Raw genomic sequence first — 16,008 nt, 5'->3', positions numbered from 1 at the left:
GCGGGTTCCCCCGACCGGAAACCCGCCATGCCTTTCCGCCAGCAGCTGCTCGCCGCCTGCACGGCACTCGGCCTTGCCGCCTGCAGCGGCGTTCCCGTCGCCCGGACCGTGGCCACCGCCCAGCCGGCGCTGACCGCGCAGACGCTGAACTCCGGCGGCGCAATGCCGGCCGAACAGGCGCGCGTGCACTTCGATCATGCCGAGCTGCACTTCACGGTCGAGCCGGCCGCGCAGCGCATCGACGCCGTCGCCACCCTGGGCTTCACCGCGACATCCACCACCGACACGCTGCTGCTGGATCTGGATCGCAACCTGGCCATCGGCGGCATCGACCTCGACGGCCGCCCGCTCGCCGCCGGCACATGGAGCAACCCCGACGGTCGCCTGCGCATCCGCCTGCCGGCGATGCTCGCCGCCGGCGGCAAGGTCAGCGTGACGATCCGCTACGGCGGCCAACCGCACGTGGCGAAGAAGGCGCCGTGGGACGGCGGCTTCGTGTGGAGCCACAGTGCCGACGGCCAGCCGTGGGTGGCCAGCGCGGTCGAGGGCGAGGGCTGCGACCTGTTCTGGCCGTGCATCGACCAGCCGCAGGGCGAACCCGACCTGGTCGACACCTTCATCACCGTGCCGAAGACGCTGGCCGCGCCCGGCAACGGCGTGCTGGTCGGCATCACCGAGGCGGGCGACCGGCACACGTACCACTGGCGCGCCAGGCACCCCGACACCTACGCGATCGCGATCAACGTCGGACCCTTCAAGCTGCTCAAGGGCGATTACGCCAGCCGCTACGGCAACACCATCCCGATGCAGCTGTGGTACCTGCCCGAACACGCGGCCGGCGCGCAGCGGCTGTTCGGCGAGTTCCCGCGCATGCTGGATTTCTTCGAGCAGCAGATCGGCCCGTATCCGTTCGGCGACGAGAAGATGGGTGTGGTGGAAACCCCGCACCTGGGCATGGAGCACCAGACCCTCAACGCCTACGGCAACCAGTACCGCCTGAACGGATACGGCTACGACAGCCTGCTGCAGCACGAATTCGCCCACGAGTGGTTCGGCAACCAGCTGACCAACGCCGACTGGGACGACATGTGGCTGCACGAGAGCTTCGGCACCTACATGCAGCCGCTGTACAGCCAGTACCTCAACGGCGACATGGACTATTTCAGCTGGCTGCACGAGCTGCGCCTGAAGTTGCGCAACCGCCACCCGATCGTCTCCGGCAGCAGCCGCACCGAGGAACAGGTCTACGACGAGAAGGCCGGCCCGGGCCAGGACATCTACAACAAGGGCGCGCTGATGCTGCACACGCTGCGCCAGCTGATCGGCGACCAGGCCTTCTTCGACAGCATCCGCCGGCTGGTCTACGGCCGCCCCGACCCGAAACCCGGCAACTTCAGCCCGCGCTACGCCAGCACCGGCGACTACGTCGCGATCGTCGACCAGGTCAGCGGGCGCAAGCTCGACTGGCTCTTCGACGTCTACCTGCGCGACGCCGCGCTGCCGCGCCTGGAGCAGCAGCGCGTGGGCGACACGCTGAAACTGCGCTGGGTCACCGAACACGGCAAGCCGTTCCCGATGCCGATCGAGGTGCAGGTAGGCGACAGCGTGCACACCCTGCCGATGCGCGACGGCAGCAGCCAGCTGCAGGTGCCGGCCGGCAGCCTGCCGATCGTCGACCCGCGCTCGAAGGTGCTGCGCGAGCTGCCGCACGTCGCGGCCTACCAGCAATGGCTGAAGCAGCAGCGGGCGGCGCCGCGCGCGGGGAAATAACCGGCCGCGGGGCCGCGCGTCCTTATAATCGGCGCACGTCCCGCCATGGATCCTGCCGATGCAGTCGCCCCTTGCCGTTTCCGCCGCGTGCCGCGAGCAGGCGCTGGCCGCCTGGCAGCGCGGCGATGCGGCGACCGCCGAGCAGGCCTTCCGACGGCTGCTGGAAGTCCTGCCGGACGACGCCGAAGCGCTGCAGTTCGTGGCCACCTGCGAACTTGGCCGGGGCGATTCGCAGCGCGCGATCGCCCTGCTGACCGCGGCGCACCGAGCGCAGCCGCAGGACGCGGCCGTGCTGCACCGCCTCGGCGAGGTGCAGATGCTGGCCGGCGCAGACGAAGCCGCCGTCGACAGCCTGCGCCAGGGCCTGCAGCTCGCGCCCGGCATGTTCGTGGCGCGCCTGCGCCTGGGCGTCGCGCTGGAACGGCTGGGGCACCGGCACGACGCGATGCTGGCCTACCTCGGCGCGATCGATGCGGCGCAGGCGCAAGGGCGCTGGCTCAGCGACGCCACCACCGCGCCCGGCCTGCGCGAAGCGGTGAAGCAGGCCGCACGCTTCGTGGCCGCCGGCCGGCGCGAACTGTTCGACGCGATCATCGAGCCGCTGCGCCAGCGCTACGGCTGCTCGGAACTGACCCGCGTCGACCAGTGCCTGGCGATCTACCTGCACGAGCGCGAAGCGGACCTGCCGGACCCGCGCCAACGCCCCACCTTCCTGTATTTCCCGGGCATTCCCAGCCGCACGTTCTATCCGCGCGAGCAGTTTCCGGAGCATGCGCGGCTGGAGGCGGCCACCGAGACGATCGGCGAGGAGCTGCGTGGCGTGCTCGCCCAGGACGAGCTGGTGCCATTCCTGGGCACCAATACCAGCAACGAACTGCTCGGTTCGTCCGGTACGCAGGGGGCGGCCTGGGATGCGTTCTTCTTCTACCGGCACGGCCTGCGCCACGACCTGCACTGCGCCCGCTGCCCGCAGACCGGCGCGATGCTGGACTCGCTGCCACTGGTGCGGGTGCGCGAGCACGCGCCGGAAACGCTGTACTCGGTACTGGGCCCGGGCACGCACATCCTGCCGCACCGCGGCGTCACCAACACGCGCCTGGTCACCCATCTGCCGCTGATCGTGCCGCCGGACTGTGCCCTGCGCGTGGGCGGCGAAACCCACGTGTGGCAGCACGGCCGCTGCGTCACCTTCGACGACACCTTCGAGCACGAAGCGTGGAACCGCAGCACGCAGACCCGCGTGGTGCTGATCGTGGACAGCTGGAACCCCGACCTCAGCGAGGCCGAACGGGCGGCGGTGGCCGACCTGGTCGCCGCCATCGGCGACTTCAACCGCGAAAGCGGGACGGCGCCTGCCGCGCCACCCCGACAGCCCTGAGCGCGGGCGGGTCGACCGCCGGCCGCGCCGACGACGGTGGTGCGCGGCGCCAATACTGGGAGTAGTCTCTTGCCGGCTGGGCACCGCGGACGGTTGTCGTGACGTGGCCCAGTGTGTACCCCGGGGAGGGGACGCGACAGGCTCGAAGGCTGGGAACGCATCACATAACAACATTCAACGGGGAGACCAAATGAAATACGGCATGAATCACTTGTCACTGGCGGTGCGACTGGCCTTGACCGCGGGCGTTTTCGCGGCGGCGGGCGCCGTCCAGGCGCAGGCACCGCAGACGGACAACCCGACCTCGACGGACCAGGCCACGCCGCCGTCCAAGAGCAAGGCCAAGAATCTGGAAGCGGTGGTGGTGACTGGCTCGCTGATCCGCCGCGTGGATGTGGAGACGGCCAGCCCGGTGGTGACGCTGGACCGCGCGACCATCAGCAACTCCGGCAAGCCCGTGCTGGGTGACGTGCTGCAGCAGATGCCGAGCATTTCGGGCAACGCGACCAACCCGCAGAACAACAGCAACGGTGGCGGCGTCGCCAGCCCGCTGCTGGAAGCCGGCGATGGCGCCTCGCGCGTCTCGCTGCGCGGCCTGGGCATCAGCCGCACGCTGGTGCTGGTCAACGGCCAGCGCATGTCCAACCCGGACATCAACCTGATCCCGCCGGACATGATCGAGAAGGTCGACGTGCTGGCCGAAGGCGCCTCCACGGTGTACGGCTCCGACGCCATCGGCGGCGTGGTCAACTTCATCCTGCGCAAGGATTTCAAGGGCGCCCAGTTCAGCCTGAACGACGGCATCTCCAGCCACGGCGACGCCCAGCGCCGCGGGTTCAACCTCACCGGCGGCATGACCGGCGAGCATTACAGCATTGCCGCCGGCCTCGACTACAACAAGTACGACGCGACGCTCGGCGCCAGGCGCAAGTTCTCCAAGCAGCAGCTGTACCTGTCCAGCGGCTCGGTCATCCCGGCCGGTTCCAGCTCGATCCCGACCGGCCGCATCCAGGTGCCCGCCTCGATCGCCAGCCAATACGGCTGCACGCTCAATTCCAGCGGCTACGCGCAGGTGACCCTGGCCACGGGCAACGGTTCGTCGCTGGGCGACTACCGCTGCCGGCTCGGCTCGGACACCTTCAACTACGCCGCGCTCAACTACATCCAGACCGCGCAGAAGCGCACCAATGGCTTCGTGCTCGGCAGCTACGACTTCACCGACAATCTGACCGGTTTCGTCAATGCGTTCTACAACCACACGGTATCCAGCGGCCAGGACGCGCCCTCGCCGGTCGGCACCGGCGACGGCCTGATCATCTCCTCCAGCAACCCGATCAATCCGTTCGGCATCACCTTCAGCCAGAACCCCGTTCCGGGCGACCCGAACAGCGGCTACAACTTCCAGACCCGCCTCACCGGGGCCGGCACCCGCGTGCACAGCTACACCACCGACACCTCGCAGATCAACGCGGGGCTGCGCGGCAATTTCGGCCAGGAAAGCAGCTGGAACTGGGACGCGTCGATCAACTACAGCCACACCAAGCGTGACCAGCGCGACTCCAACGAGGTGGACATCCCCTCGCTGCAGGCGGCCGTCGACGCCGGCGCCAACATCTTCGACCAGGCGAATGCCGGCAACGTGTTGAGTACCGGCGTGAAGACGCCGATCTACATCTACACCCAGTCCACCAAGCAGGCCCAGTTCGACGCCAACGGCGAGCTGTGGGATCTGCCTGCCGGCGCGGTGCAGCTGTCCGCCGGCGCCCTGTACCGCAAGCAGTTCATGAACTACACGGTGAGCGACTTCGCCGTGCTCGATCCGACCACCACCACCTGCCAGATCCTGCAGGAAGCCTGCGGCTCGCCCGGCCGTGGCAGCTTCAACGTCAAGGAGGTTTACGCCGAGACGCTGATCCCGCTGCTTTCCGACCAGCCATGGGCCCACTCGCTGAACCTCGACCTCGGCGTGCGCTCGTCCAACTACAGCACCACCGGCACCACCACCAACGGCAAGATCGCGATCGAGTGGCGCCCTGTTGCCGACCTGCTGGTACGCGGCACCATCTCCCAGGTGTTCCGTGCGCCGAACCTCAACGAGCTCTACGACGGCCGCACCCTGGTCCAGCCGAACCTGAACGACCCCTGCGTCGGACGCACCGCGGCCGACCTGGCGGCGCATCCGGCCGCCTGCCAGTTCGTGCCGGTGAACTGGGCCGGCAACTCGCCCGCGCAGGTCAACACGTTCTATTCGGGCGCCTCCACCGTCGGCGCGACGCTGAAGCCCGAGAAGGGCAAGTCGATCAACCTCGGCCTGGTCTACGACCCCGACTGGCTGCCCGGCGTGTCCACCAGCCTCGACTTCTGGCACATCTACCTGCGGGATACGCTCACGGCGATCCAGGCCGACACGGTGGTCAGCTCCTGCTACAACAACAACGCGAGCCCGTACTGCTCGTTCATCCATCGCGAGGACAACACCAGCCGCCAGCCCGGCCAGGTGTTCCTGATCAACACGCCGGTGGTCAACCTGGGCACCCTCAGCACCACCGGCATCGACTACACGCTGCGCTACAAGATCCCGCATTTCGACCTGGGCAGCGTGGATCCGGGCAACTTCCGCGCCGGCCTCAGCACCAGCTACACCTCGACCTACAAGGTCAACGCCACGCCGGGCGAGCCGAACACCAAGACGGTCAACTACGCCGGCACCTTGAGCCCGCAATTCGGCAACATCTCGCGCTGGCGCGGCACGGTCACGCTCAATTGGGACAAGGGCAACTGGAACGCCCAGTGGCAGTCGCGCTACATCAACAAGCTGACCGCCCTCAATGCCGACGCCGCCATCGCCGGGGTGAACATCCCGATGGCTTCGGTGATCTACCACTCGATCCAGCTGGGCTACGCGGTGCCATCGATCCACACCCGCTTCGACGTCGGCGTGGACAATCTCAGCAACAAGCTGCCGCCGCTGGTCTACCAGAACGGGGCGAACTACAACGTGGATACCGCCACGTACGACGTGCTCGGCCGCTACTACTGGGCGCGGGCGACGATCAAGTTCTGATCGCCTGAGCAAACCGGCAGCAAACGGGAGGGCCGCGAACATTCGCGGCCCTCTTGCATAATGGGTTACGCAAGACCATCGACGGAGAAGGCATGCCCACCGCGAGCACGGATCTGGCCGGCGCCATGGCTGGCGCCTGGAACGCCGGCGAACCGGAGCGGGTGATTGCCCTGGCCGCACAGGCCACGCCGGCGCAGGCGAGCGACGAAAGCGTGCTGCTGCTGCTCGGCCTGGCGCAACAGGCAACCGCGCGCCTGGCGCAGGCCGTGGCCACCTTCCGGCGGCTGGCGCAGCGGCGACCGGACGTCTCGGCCTACTGGAACAACCTGGCCGTGGTCAGCCGCCAGGCGGGCGATCTCGCCGGCGCCGAACAGGCCCTGCTGACCGCGCTGACGCTGGCGCCGGACGACGCCGAGCTGCACTACAACCTCGGCCTGCTCCATACGCAGCAACGGCGTTGGCTGCCGGCCAGGCAGGCGCTGCTGGATGCGGCGCAGCTGGACCCGCATTTCATCGAAGCCCGGCTGCAGGCGGCGTACGCCTGCTATGTCTGCGGCGACAACACCCGCCAGGAAGCCATGCTGAGCGGCGCCGGCGACTGGCCGGCGCAACCGGCCGAGCAAGCCCTGGTGCTGTCCGCCATGCTGTCGGTCCAGGGCAACCTGGACGCGGCGCTGCGCACGCTGGCGCATGCGCAACTGCCCGACGGAGCGGCGGCCGGGAGCATGCGCTTGCGCATCGCTGCGCAACGCGTCCTGCTGTACGAAAGAAACAACCGGATCGACGCAGCGCAAGACGAACTGCGGCAGTTGCCGTTGGCCGCGCTCGACGCCCTGCTGCCGGATGAACAGCAAGCCCGCGCCGATGGCTGGCGCGCACACGCCGCACTGGCCATGCGCAGCGGCGCGCATGCCGAGGCCGACGCGCTGTACCAGCGCGTGCTCGCCTGCGCCATCGACGACGAGAGCCGGGCCAGTGCCGCCTTCGGCCTGGCTTCCGCCCGCGATCGGCAAGGCCGCTACCCCGAGGCGTGGCAGGCCCTGCAGCAGGCGCACGCGATCCAGCTCGACACCGCCCGGAACGTGGTGCCGGAACTGCTGGCCACCGACAGCCGACCGTTGCAGGTGGCAGGCGGCAACGTCGCGCGCGGCACCTGTGCCGACTGGAAACCGCTGTCCTCGCCCGGCAGCCGACAGAGTCCGGTCTTCGTGGTCGGCTTCCCCCGTTCCGGCACCACCTTGCTGGAACAGATGCTCGACGCCCATCCGGATTTCCGGTCGATGGACGAGCGCGCCTACGTCCACGACCTGATCGAAGGCATGGAGCTGGTTGGCCAGCGGTATCCCGAGGATCTGGCGAGCCTGACGCAGCAGGACGCCGATCAGCTGCGCAGCGTCTACCGGCGCATGGTCGGCGAGGTGCTGCCCGACCTCGGCGGACGCCGCCTGGTGGACAAGAATCCGCTCAACATGCTGTGCCTGCCGATGATCATGCGGCTGTTTCCGCACGCGCGGATCATCCTGTGTCTGCGCCACCCGTGCGACGTGCTGCTCAGCTGCAGCATGCAGCCGTTCCGCTCGCCGGCTTTCATGGTGCTGTGCTCGTCGCTGCAGCGCCTGGCGCAGGGCTACGCCGGCGCCTTCGAGCAGTGGTACCGTGACGTCGAGGCTTGTGCGCCGCAGGTGCTGGAGTGGCGCTACGAATCGGTGGTCGACCAGTTCGACGCGCAGGTCGCCCGCCTGGGGCAATTCCTCGACATCGCCGACACGTCGCCGATGACGCGTTTTGCCGAACACGCCCGGCGCAAGCGTTTCATCAGCACGCCCAGCTACGCGCAGGTCACCGAGGGCGTCCATCGCAAGGCGGTCGGGCGCTGGCAGCACTATCGCGAGCAGTTCGAGCCGGTGCTGCCGGTGCTGCAGCCGTGGCTCGACCGCCTCGGCTACGAGGCGTAGGAGCCCGCTGGCGGGCGATGCTTTGGAGCCGGGAGCCGGGGTTTGAAAAGCAAAGGCAAAAGCATCGCCCGCCAGCGGGCTCCTACCCGCAGAACGAAGAAGGCAGCGCCATGCGCTGCCTTCTTCGTTTCGCCAGAGCGGGTACTCAGTGTGCGACGCTGCTTGCGGCCGGTGCAGGTACGCTGGCCAGCGCGTGGGGCGAGAACCTGCCGCCGTACGGCAGCACTTCGGCGGCCAGCTGCGGGTCGGCCTTGATCATGCCGATCGCATCGAACAGGATGTGCGCGGTCTCGTTGAGCTGCACGTCCTTCGCCTTCTTCGCCTCCTTCTCCTGCTTGAGCTCGCTCTTCAGGCTGCGCTCGTTCGCGTTGAGGCCGTCGTCCAGGCTGCTGGCCTCGTCGGCGAGCGAGGCGTCGGTGCCGTCGATGGCCTTGTGCCGCGCGCGGAAATCGGCCTGGACCGCCTCCAGCTGCTTGCGCTCGACCTCGCGCGTGGCGAAGTTCAGCGAGATCGCGGTCTTCGCGCGCATCGTGCGGTACTGCGCCAGTTCGTCCAGCATCAGCTTCCACGCCGGCGACTGCGCCACGCGCTCGGCGTGCTTCTGCTGCAGCTGCGGCAGGTAGGCGTTGAGGTTCGCCACCGCCTGGTAATCGGCCGGCGCGATCTGGGTCCACTTCAGCGCGTTGTCGTAGGTCGACTCGCCGAAGTCCTTGTCGTCGCCGTTCTTCGGGAACGCGATGTCCGGCGTCACGCCCTTCAGCTGGGTGGAGCCGCCGTTGATGCGGAAGAATTCCTGGATGGTCATCTTCAGCTCGCCCAGCTGCGGCTTCTCGCTGTCGCTCTGCGCGAAGCGGTCCAGGTCGACCAGGTTCTGCACGGTGCCCTTGCCGAAGGTCGGCTCGCCGATGATCAGGCCGCGATGGTAATCCTGGATCGCCGCGGAGAAGATCTCCGACGCCGACGCCGTGCCGCGGTTGACCAGCACCGCCAGCGGCCCGCTCCAGGCCATGCCCGGGTCGTCGTCGCCCTGCTCCTCGACCTCGCCCTTGGAGTCGCGCACCTGCACCACCGGGCCCTTGTCGATGAACAGGCCGGTCAGCGAATTGGCCTCGGCCAGCGAACCGCCGCCGTTGTTGCGCAGGTCCACCACCACGCCCTGCACGCCCTCATGCTTCAGCTCGCCGAGCAGGCGGGCGACGTCGCGGGTGGCGCTCTTGAAATTCTTGTCGCCGGCACTGCGCGCGCCGAAGTCGGAGTAGAACGTGGGCAGCTCGATCACGCCGATCTTGCGGGTGACGTCACCGTCCTTGATCTCCACGACCTTCTTTTTCGCCGCCTGCTCCTCGATGCTGACCTTCTTGCGCACCAGGCTGACCATCTCGTGCTTGCCGTCCACGCCGACGTCGGCGGGGATGACCTCCAGCCGCACGGTGGTATCCTTTTTGCCGCGGATCAGGTTGACCACGTCGTCCAGCCGCCAGCCGATCACGTCGACGATCGGGCCGTTGTCGCCCTGGCCGACGCCGACGATGCGGTCGCCGACCTGGATCCGGCCGGACTTGGCGGCCGGTCCGGCCGGCACCAGCTCGCGCACCTGGGTGTAGTCGTCGCGCGGCTGCAGCACCGCGCCGATGCCTTCCAGCGACAGCTTCATCGAGATGTCGAAGTTCTCCGCCGCGCGCGGGCCGAGGTAGTCGGTGTGCGGGTCGGTGGTCTCGGCGTAGGCGGTCATGAAGGTCTGGAACGCGTCCTGGCCGTCGAGCTGCCTGACCCGCTCGATGTAGCCGGCGTAGCGCTTGTCCAGCGTCTTGCGGATCTCCGCGTCGCCCTTGCCGGCCAGCTTCAGCCGCAGCCAGTCGTTCTTGGTGCGCTTGCGCCACAGGTCGTCCAGCGCAGCCTGGTCCTTCGGCCAGTCGGCGTGCTCGCGGTCGAAGGTGTAGCTCTCGTCGGCGGCAAAGTCGAAGCCCTGCTTGAGCAGGCCGCGCGCGTAGTTCATGCGCTCGACCGCGCGCTGCACGTAGAGGTTGAACACCGCGAACGGCGCGGACAGGTCCTGGTTCCAGATCGCGTCGTCGAGCTGGGTCTTCAGCGGCGCGAACTTGGCCATGTCGGCCTGGGTGAAGAACACCTTCTCGCTGTCCAGCAACTTGAAGTAGGCGTTGTAGATGCGCGCCGACATCGCATCGTCGAGCGGCTGCGCGTCGTAGTGGAAACGGGTCAGGAAGCGTGCCGACAGCTGCGCGGCCTGCGCTTCCTCGGGGGTGGACGTGAGCGGCCAAGTCGCCGCCTTGCGGGCCTTGCCGGCACCGAGGTCGGCGGCCGACTGCGCGAGCGCGCAGGTCGCGGTGAAGGCAAGCAGCAGGACCAGCGCGGGACGAAATTTCATGGAGGCTCTCAGGCTGACTCGGTGACACCGGCTGCATGGGCCTGCAGGTCGGCGTGGTAGGACGAACGCACCAACGGACCGGAGGCGACGTGGTGGAACCCCATCGCCTCGCCTTCCTCGCGCAGCGCGTCGAATTCGTCGGGCGTCCAGTAGCGCACCACCGGATGATGGTGCGGCGTGGGCTGCAGGTACTGGCCGATGGTGATCATCTCGACGTCATGGGCGCGCAGGTCGTGCATGGTTTCCAGCACCTGCTCGTGCGTCTCGCCCAGGCCGAGCATGATGCCGGACTTGGTCGGCACCTGCGGGTGCTGCGCCTTGAAGCGCTTCAGCAGATCCAGCGACCACCGGTAGTCGGCGCCGGGGCGCACTTCGCGGTACAGGTGCGGCACGGTTTCCAGGTTGTGGTTGAACACGTCCGGCGGGAAGTCCTTCAGCACTTCCAGCGCGCGCTCCATGCGGCCCTTGCCGCGGAAATCCGGGGTGAGGATCTCGATGCGGATGTTCGGGCTGGCGTGGCGCGTGGCGCGGATGCAGGCGGCGAAGTGCTCGGCGCCGCCATCGCGCAGGTCGTCGCGGTCGACCGAGGTGATCACCACGTACTTCAGGCGCATGTCGGCGATGGTCTCGGCCAGCCGCGCCGGCTCCAGCGGATCGGGCGCCACCGGGCGGCCATGCGCCACATCGCAGAACGAGCAGCGCCGCGTGCACACCTCGCCCAGGATCATGAAGGTGGCGGTGCCCTTGCTGAAGCACTCGTGGATGTTCGGGCAGGAGGCTTCCTCGCACACGGTGATCAGCGAGTTCTCGCGCAGGCGCGCCTTCAGCTGCTGCACGGCGTTGCCCTGCGGCAGCCGCACGCGGATCCAGCTGGGCTTGCGCAGGGTCGGCACGCTGGTGTCGAAACCAGCGCGGTTCAGCGCGATCTTGTCGTTGCCCAGCTGCTTTTCACCCGCGGGCGCGCCGCTGACGACGGCGATCGGGATGACCTTGGGAGAGGTGGACATTTCGCTCATGTAGACAGCTCAGACCGCGGCGCGGGCGGGGAGTTCGGGCAGGATGGGGGCGGCGGGCTCGGCGACGAAGCCGAACTGGCGGCAGAACTCCTCCACCAGCACGTCCTCGACCGCGGCCAGCTGCGACGGGCCGCCCAAGTCTAGCAGCTGCGTGACCGCCAAACCCTTGTAACCGCAGGGGTTGATGCGGTGGAACGGCTCCAGGTCCATGGCCACGTTGAAAGCCAGCCCGTGGAAGCTGCAGCCGCGGCGCACGCGCAGGCCGAGCGCGGCGACCTTGGCGTCGGCCACGTAGACGCCGGGGGCGCCCTCGCGGCGCGCCGCGATCACGTTCCAGTGCGCCAGCGTGTCGATCAGCGCCTGCTCGATCCGGTGCACCAGCTCGCGCACGCCCACGCCGGCGCGGCGCAGGTCGATCAGCGGGTAGCCGACGATCTGGCCGGGGCCGTGGTAGGTCACCTGGCCGCCGCGGTCGACCGGGATCACCGGGATGTCGCCCGGCGCCAGCACGTGCTCCATCTTGCCGGCCTGGCCCAGGGTGAACACCGGGTCGTGCTGCAGCAGCCAGAATTCGTCGGGCGTGCCGGCGGTGCGGTTGTCGGTGAACGCGCTCATCGCCTGCCAGGTCGCCGCGTACGGCTGACGGCCGAGGCGACGGATGGCCAAAGGCAGGGGATCGGGATTGGGGAATGGCGAATCGGCGTTCACGGTTGGCGAAGGGAATCAGGAAAGAGGGGACGGGCAATCGTTGTTTGAGGCGAGAAGCGTGCAAGGGGTGCTCATGCTGGCTGCCCAAGCCGGGCACCAGGAACGCTGGCTTTCCCTGCTTCCGATTCCCTATTCCCTGCCCTCACAGCGTGTACCGGATATCCGGGTCGGCACGCAGCGCATGATGCGCCGCCTCGTACTGCTCGCGGCTGTCGCAGCGGAAGCTCACCGTGACCGAGACGAAGTTGCCCGCGCCGGAGTGCCGGTGGCGCACGGTCTCGTGCAGCACGTGCAGGCCGGCGCGCTCCAGCAGTTGCGGCACGTGGGTCGGCAGGTTCGCGCTGGCGCTGCCGACCGCGGTGATCTCGAACTCGCCGGGAAACTGGAAGCCCTTGCCTTCCTGCTTCGCCTTGCTGAAGTCGATCGGCCGTATCACTTCGCACCCGCGTCCTTGGCCGGTGCTTGCGCGTCGACCTTCTTGTCGCTGTGGAACCACAGCAGGATGCTGTCCCACAAGCGCGAGAAGAAGCCGCCCTGCGGCGCGTCGGCCAGCGCCACCAGCGGCACGCTCTGCACCGGCTGGCCGTCCAGCGTGATGCGCAGCGTGCCGATCTGCTGGCCCTTGCTGAACGGCGCGATCAGCGTGGCGGGAATGTCCATGGTCGCCTTGAGCTGGTCGTACTGGCCGCGCTTGACGGTGACCAGCACGTCGTCGGCCACGCCCAGCGGCAGCTGGTTGGCCGCGCCCTTCCACAACCGCGGCGTGGCCAGCGGCTTGCCGGCACCGTACAGCTTGTGCGTCTCGTAGAAGCGGAAGCCGTAGTTGAGCAGGGCCATCGCCGAATCGGCGCGTGCCTTCTCGCTGCTGGCACCCATCACGATCGCGATCATGCGTGCATCGCCCTGCTTCGCCGAGGCGGCCAGGCAGTAGCCGGCGGCCGCGGTGTGGCCGGTCTTGATGCCGTCCACGCTGGGGTCGCGCCACAGCAGCGTGTTGCGGTTGTGCTGCTTGATCCCGTTCCACTCGAACTCCTTGACCGCGGAGATCGCGTAGTCCTCGGGGAAGTCGTGGATCAGCGCGCGCGACAGGATCGCGATGTCGTGCGCGGTGGTGTAGTGGTTCGCGATCGGGTAGCCGGAGGCGTTCTCGAAGTTCGAATTGACCATGCCCAGCTGCTTGGCGTATGCGTTCATCAGCCCGGCAAACGCCGGCTCGGAGCCGGCGGTGTGCTCGGCCAGCGCGATCGCCGCGTCATTGCCGGACTGGATGATCATGCCGTACAGCAGGTCCTTCAGCGGCACCTGGCTGTTGAGCTTGAGGAAACTGGTGGAGCCGTCGGTGCCGGCGCCGCCGCCGCGCCAGGCGTTCTCGCTGATGGTGACCGGGTCGGTCATGTGGATCTTGCCGTTGGCGATCTCGGCCGAGACCACGTAGTCGGTCATCACCTTGGTGATCGAGGCCGGCTCCACGCGCTGGTCGGGTTCCTTGCTGGCGAGCATCTGGCCGGTGGCGTAATCCATCAGCACCCAGCTCTTGCCGTCGACGTCCGGCGGCGGCGGCACCGGCGCGTCCGGTACCACCGGACGCGGCACCGGCGACGGGCGCGGCGGCGTCTGGGCAACGGCAACACCGACCAGCAGGACGGCGGCGAACGGGGTCAGGGTACGGCGGAAAAAATTCATCGTGTGGTTCAGTCCGGTAGCTGGATGCCGGCATCGCCGACATGATGGAAAAAAGCTGCGCAAATCCTGCTCAGTCTACCGCGACCTGGGGTCGCGGCAGACCCATGCCCTCGATCCGCGTGGTGACTTGGTCGGCCCGATCCACGCTGGCCAGCGGCCCGACCCGCACCCGGCGCACGCGCTGACCGTTGATCACCGCCTCGCTCACCTGCACCGCGCCGAGATTGGCCCGGCGCAGGCGCTGGGCCAGCCGATCGGCGTTGTCCGCGTCGGCGAACGCACCCACCTGCAGGTAGATCCCGGGATGTCCGCTTGTGACCACGGTCGGCGGCGGCAGTTCCTGCAGCGGCTGGCCGGGGTCGATCCCGCGCACCTCGACCAGGCCGGTGCCCTTGGGCCAGATGCCGATCTTCACCGCGGCGGCGTAGGACAGGTCGATCAGCCGGTTGTCGTGGAACGGACCGCGGTCGTTGACCCGCACGATCACGCTCTTGCCGGTCTCCAGGTTGGTGACGCGCGCGTAGCTGGGCAGCGGCAGCGTGGTGCTGGCCGCGCTGAACGCATACATGTCGTAGGTCTCCAGGCTGGAGGTCTTGTAGCCGTGGAACTTGTTGCCGTAGAACGAGGCGATGCCGCGCTCGTCGTAGCCGCGCGCGCTGGGCAGCACGCGATAGGTCTGCCCGCGCACGGTGTAGGGCGACTTGTTGCCGTACAGCGAGCGCGGCTCCGCCTTCGGCACCGGCTCGACCAGCTGGCTGACGTCGAGCGGCGGCGGTACGCTGTCTTCGCCGTCGCGATAGCGGCTGCCCTGCGGCTTGCTGAGGTCGTCATGGAAAGCGTCGCCACCGCGGGAGCGTGACTGATCCCGGGCGCCATCCTGCCGGCTGCCACCATGGGACGGCTTGGTCCGGTGGCTGCCGCAACCGGCCAGCAGCAGGATCGCCGCCAGCGCGGCCGCCGCGCGCAGCGCCCTCATCGCGCCACTTCCGCCTGGCCCACGCCGGCGGCAATCGCCTGCGCCAGCTGGTCGACCGCCATCGCGTACAGCGGGCTGCGGTTGTAGCGGGTGATCACGTAGAAGTTCTGGAAGGTGAACCAGTACTCCGGCCCGCGCGCGCCTTCCAGTGTCTGCAGGCTGCTGGGTTCGGCCGGCGACAGCGGCTGCAGCGGCGCGTAGCCCCAGGCCTCCAGTTGCTCCAGCGGCCACTGCGGCTTGGCGTCCTTCACCGCGATCGGCCTGGCCGCGCCGTCCGGCTGCGCCCGCGCCGCCACCGGGCCTCCGGCGATCCAGCCGTGCTTCACGAAGTAATTCGCCACGCTGGCAAAGATGTCCGGCAGTGAATTCGACAGCTCGATATGGCCATCCTGATCCGCGTCCACCGCGAAATCGCGGATGCTGGTGGGCATGAACTGGCCCCAGCCCTGCGCGCCGGCGTAGGAGCCGGTAAGGGTGTCGATCGGCCCAGCCAGGCGGTTGTCCGGCATCTCCAGCAGTTCCTTCAGCTGCTCGCGGAAGAACGTCGCCCGCGGCGGGTAGTACAGGCCCAGCGTGACCAGCGCGTCGAGCACCTTGTACTTGCCGGTGTTGCGGCCATAGCTGGTCTCCACGCCGACGATCGCCACGATGTACTCGGGCGCCACGCCGTACTGCCTGCCGATCTGCTCCAGCAATGCCCGATGCGCGCGGTAGAACGCGACGCCATCGGCGATGCGCTGCTCGGTCAGGAAGATCGGCCGGTAGTCCTTCCACGGCTTGGCCTCGGCCGGGCGGCTGATCGCATCGAGGATGGCCTGCTGCCTCGTCGCGCCGTCGAGCAGCGCATTCAGCGCCTGCGGACTCTTGCCGGTCTCGCGCGCCACCTCGCGCACCAGCTCGGCCTGGCCGGGATGCGTCGTCGCCGTGGCCGGGGTCGGCGCGCCCATCCACAGCAAGGCGAGGATGGCGAGGAAACGGACCGGGAACGGCATGGGTGCAACTGTCATGTCGTGGCTTCGCTCACAGAACAACGATGTCGTCGAAAGCCTAACACGCACGCGGGCGCAACTCC

The 16,008-nt window shown here is 68.4% G+C and carries 11 protein-coding genes; 4 read left to right on the top strand and 7 right to left on the bottom strand.

Annotation, left to right across the window (positions count from 1 at the left end):
* The first annotated feature begins 27 nt into the window (after positions 1-27).
* From RHOOR87_RS0116095 to RHOOR87_RS0116080, 4 genes are all read left to right on the top strand, one after another.
* Positions 28-1,770: a M1 family metallopeptidase gene (locus RHOOR87_RS0116095; RefSeq protein WP_015446656.1), complete on the top strand. Its 1,743-nt coding sequence runs from the start codon at positions 28-30 to the stop codon at positions 1,768-1,770.
* Positions 1,771-1,828: 58 nt separating this feature from the next.
* Positions 1,829-3,148, top strand: a complete 1,320-nt coding sequence (locus tag RHOOR87_RS0116090; RefSeq protein ID WP_015446655.1) for an aspartyl/asparaginyl beta-hydroxylase domain-containing protein — start codon at positions 1,829-1,831, stop codon at positions 3,146-3,148.
* A 202-nt stretch (positions 3,149-3,350) separates the two neighbouring features.
* Entirely contained in the window at positions 3,351-6,212 is a 2,862-nt protein-coding gene (locus RHOOR87_RS0116085) for a TonB-dependent receptor (RefSeq protein ID WP_081602835.1), read from the top strand.
* Positions 6,213-6,304: 92 nt separating this feature from the next.
* On the top strand, positions 6,305-8,167 hold the full coding sequence (locus RHOOR87_RS0116080; protein ID WP_027485592.1) for a sulfotransferase: 1,863 nt from the start codon (positions 6,305-6,307) through the stop codon (positions 8,165-8,167).
* Between the two features lie 145 nt (positions 8,168-8,312).
* Here the strand turns inward: RHOOR87_RS0116080 and RHOOR87_RS0116075 are convergent, their stop codons facing one another.
* The 7 genes from RHOOR87_RS0116075 to mltB form a co-directional block, all read right to left on the bottom strand.
* Complete coding sequence (locus RHOOR87_RS0116075; RefSeq protein WP_027485591.1) at positions 8,313-10,553, bottom strand: carboxy terminal-processing peptidase; 2,241 nt, start codon at positions 10,551-10,553, stop codon at positions 8,313-8,315.
* 8 nt (positions 10,554-10,561) lie between these two features.
* Positions 10,562-11,569: a lipoyl synthase gene (lipA, locus tag RHOOR87_RS0116070; protein WP_027485590.1), complete on the bottom strand. Its 1,008-nt coding sequence runs from the start codon at positions 11,567-11,569 to the stop codon at positions 10,562-10,564.
* Positions 11,570-11,578: 9 nt separating this feature from the next.
* The gene (lipB, locus tag RHOOR87_RS0116065; protein WP_085999890.1) at positions 11,579-12,241 is read right to left on the bottom strand and encodes a lipoyl(octanoyl) transferase LipB; all 663 of its coding nucleotides are present in this window, start codon (positions 12,239-12,241) and stop codon (positions 11,579-11,581) included.
* A 178-nt stretch (positions 12,242-12,419) separates the two neighbouring features.
* Entirely contained in the window at positions 12,420-12,710 is a 291-nt protein-coding gene (locus RHOOR87_RS0116060; protein ID WP_027485589.1) for a DUF493 family protein, read from the bottom strand.
* Positions 12,710-13,960, bottom strand: a complete 1,251-nt coding sequence (locus RHOOR87_RS0116055; RefSeq protein ID WP_015446648.1) for a D-alanyl-D-alanine carboxypeptidase family protein — start codon at positions 13,958-13,960, stop codon at positions 12,710-12,712. Before RHOOR87_RS0116055 ends, RHOOR87_RS0116060 begins: the two co-directional genes overlap by 1 nt.
* 70 nt (positions 13,961-14,030) lie before the next feature.
* Complete coding sequence (locus RHOOR87_RS0116050) at positions 14,031-14,936, bottom strand: septal ring lytic transglycosylase RlpA family protein (protein WP_015446647.1); 906 nt, start codon at positions 14,934-14,936, stop codon at positions 14,031-14,033.
* Entirely contained in the window at positions 14,933-15,943 is a 1,011-nt protein-coding gene (gene mltB / locus RHOOR87_RS0116045) for a lytic murein transglycosylase B (protein ID WP_015446646.1), read from the bottom strand. The genes RHOOR87_RS0116050 and mltB overlap by 4 nt, the downstream gene beginning before the upstream one ends.
* Positions 15,944-16,008 lie beyond the last annotated feature (65 nt).

Origin of the sequence: Rhodanobacter sp. OR87 (genome assembly GCF_000473345.1) — a bacterium.
Lineage (GTDB): Bacteria > Pseudomonadota > Gammaproteobacteria > Xanthomonadales > Rhodanobacteraceae > Rhodanobacter > Rhodanobacter denitrificans.
The sequence above is the reverse complement of the archived record's forward strand: the minus strand, read 5'-3'. Positions and strand labels throughout refer to the sequence as shown.

Coding starts and splice junctions, on each gene's coding strand:
- RHOOR87_RS0116095 (WP_015446656.1), top strand. CDS start 28: ATGCCTTTCCGCCAGCAGCTGCTCGCCGCCTGCACGGCACTCGGCCTT.
- mltB (WP_015446646.1), bottom strand. CDS start 15,943: ATGACAGTTGCACCCATGCCGTTCCCGGTCCGTTTCCTCGCCATCCTC.
- RHOOR87_RS0116085 (WP_081602835.1), top strand. CDS start 3,351: ATGAATCACTTGTCACTGGCGGTGCGACTGGCCTTGACCGCGGGCGTT.
- RHOOR87_RS0116055 (WP_015446648.1), bottom strand. CDS start 13,960: ATGAATTTTTTCCGCCGTACCCTGACCCCGTTCGCCGCCGTCCTGCTG.
- lipA (WP_027485590.1), bottom strand. CDS start 11,569: ATGAGCGAAATGTCCACCTCTCCCAAGGTCATCCCGATCGCCGTCGTC.
- RHOOR87_RS0116080 (WP_027485592.1), top strand. CDS start 6,305: ATGCCCACCGCGAGCACGGATCTGGCCGGCGCCATGGCTGGCGCCTGG.
- RHOOR87_RS0116050 (WP_015446647.1), bottom strand. CDS start 14,936: ATGAGGGCGCTGCGCGCGGCGGCCGCGCTGGCGGCGATCCTGCTGCTG.
- RHOOR87_RS0116090 (WP_015446655.1), top strand. CDS start 1,829: ATGCAGTCGCCCCTTGCCGTTTCCGCCGCGTGCCGCGAGCAGGCGCTG.
- RHOOR87_RS0116075 (WP_027485591.1), bottom strand. CDS start 10,553: ATGAAATTTCGTCCCGCGCTGGTCCTGCTGCTTGCCTTCACCGCGACC.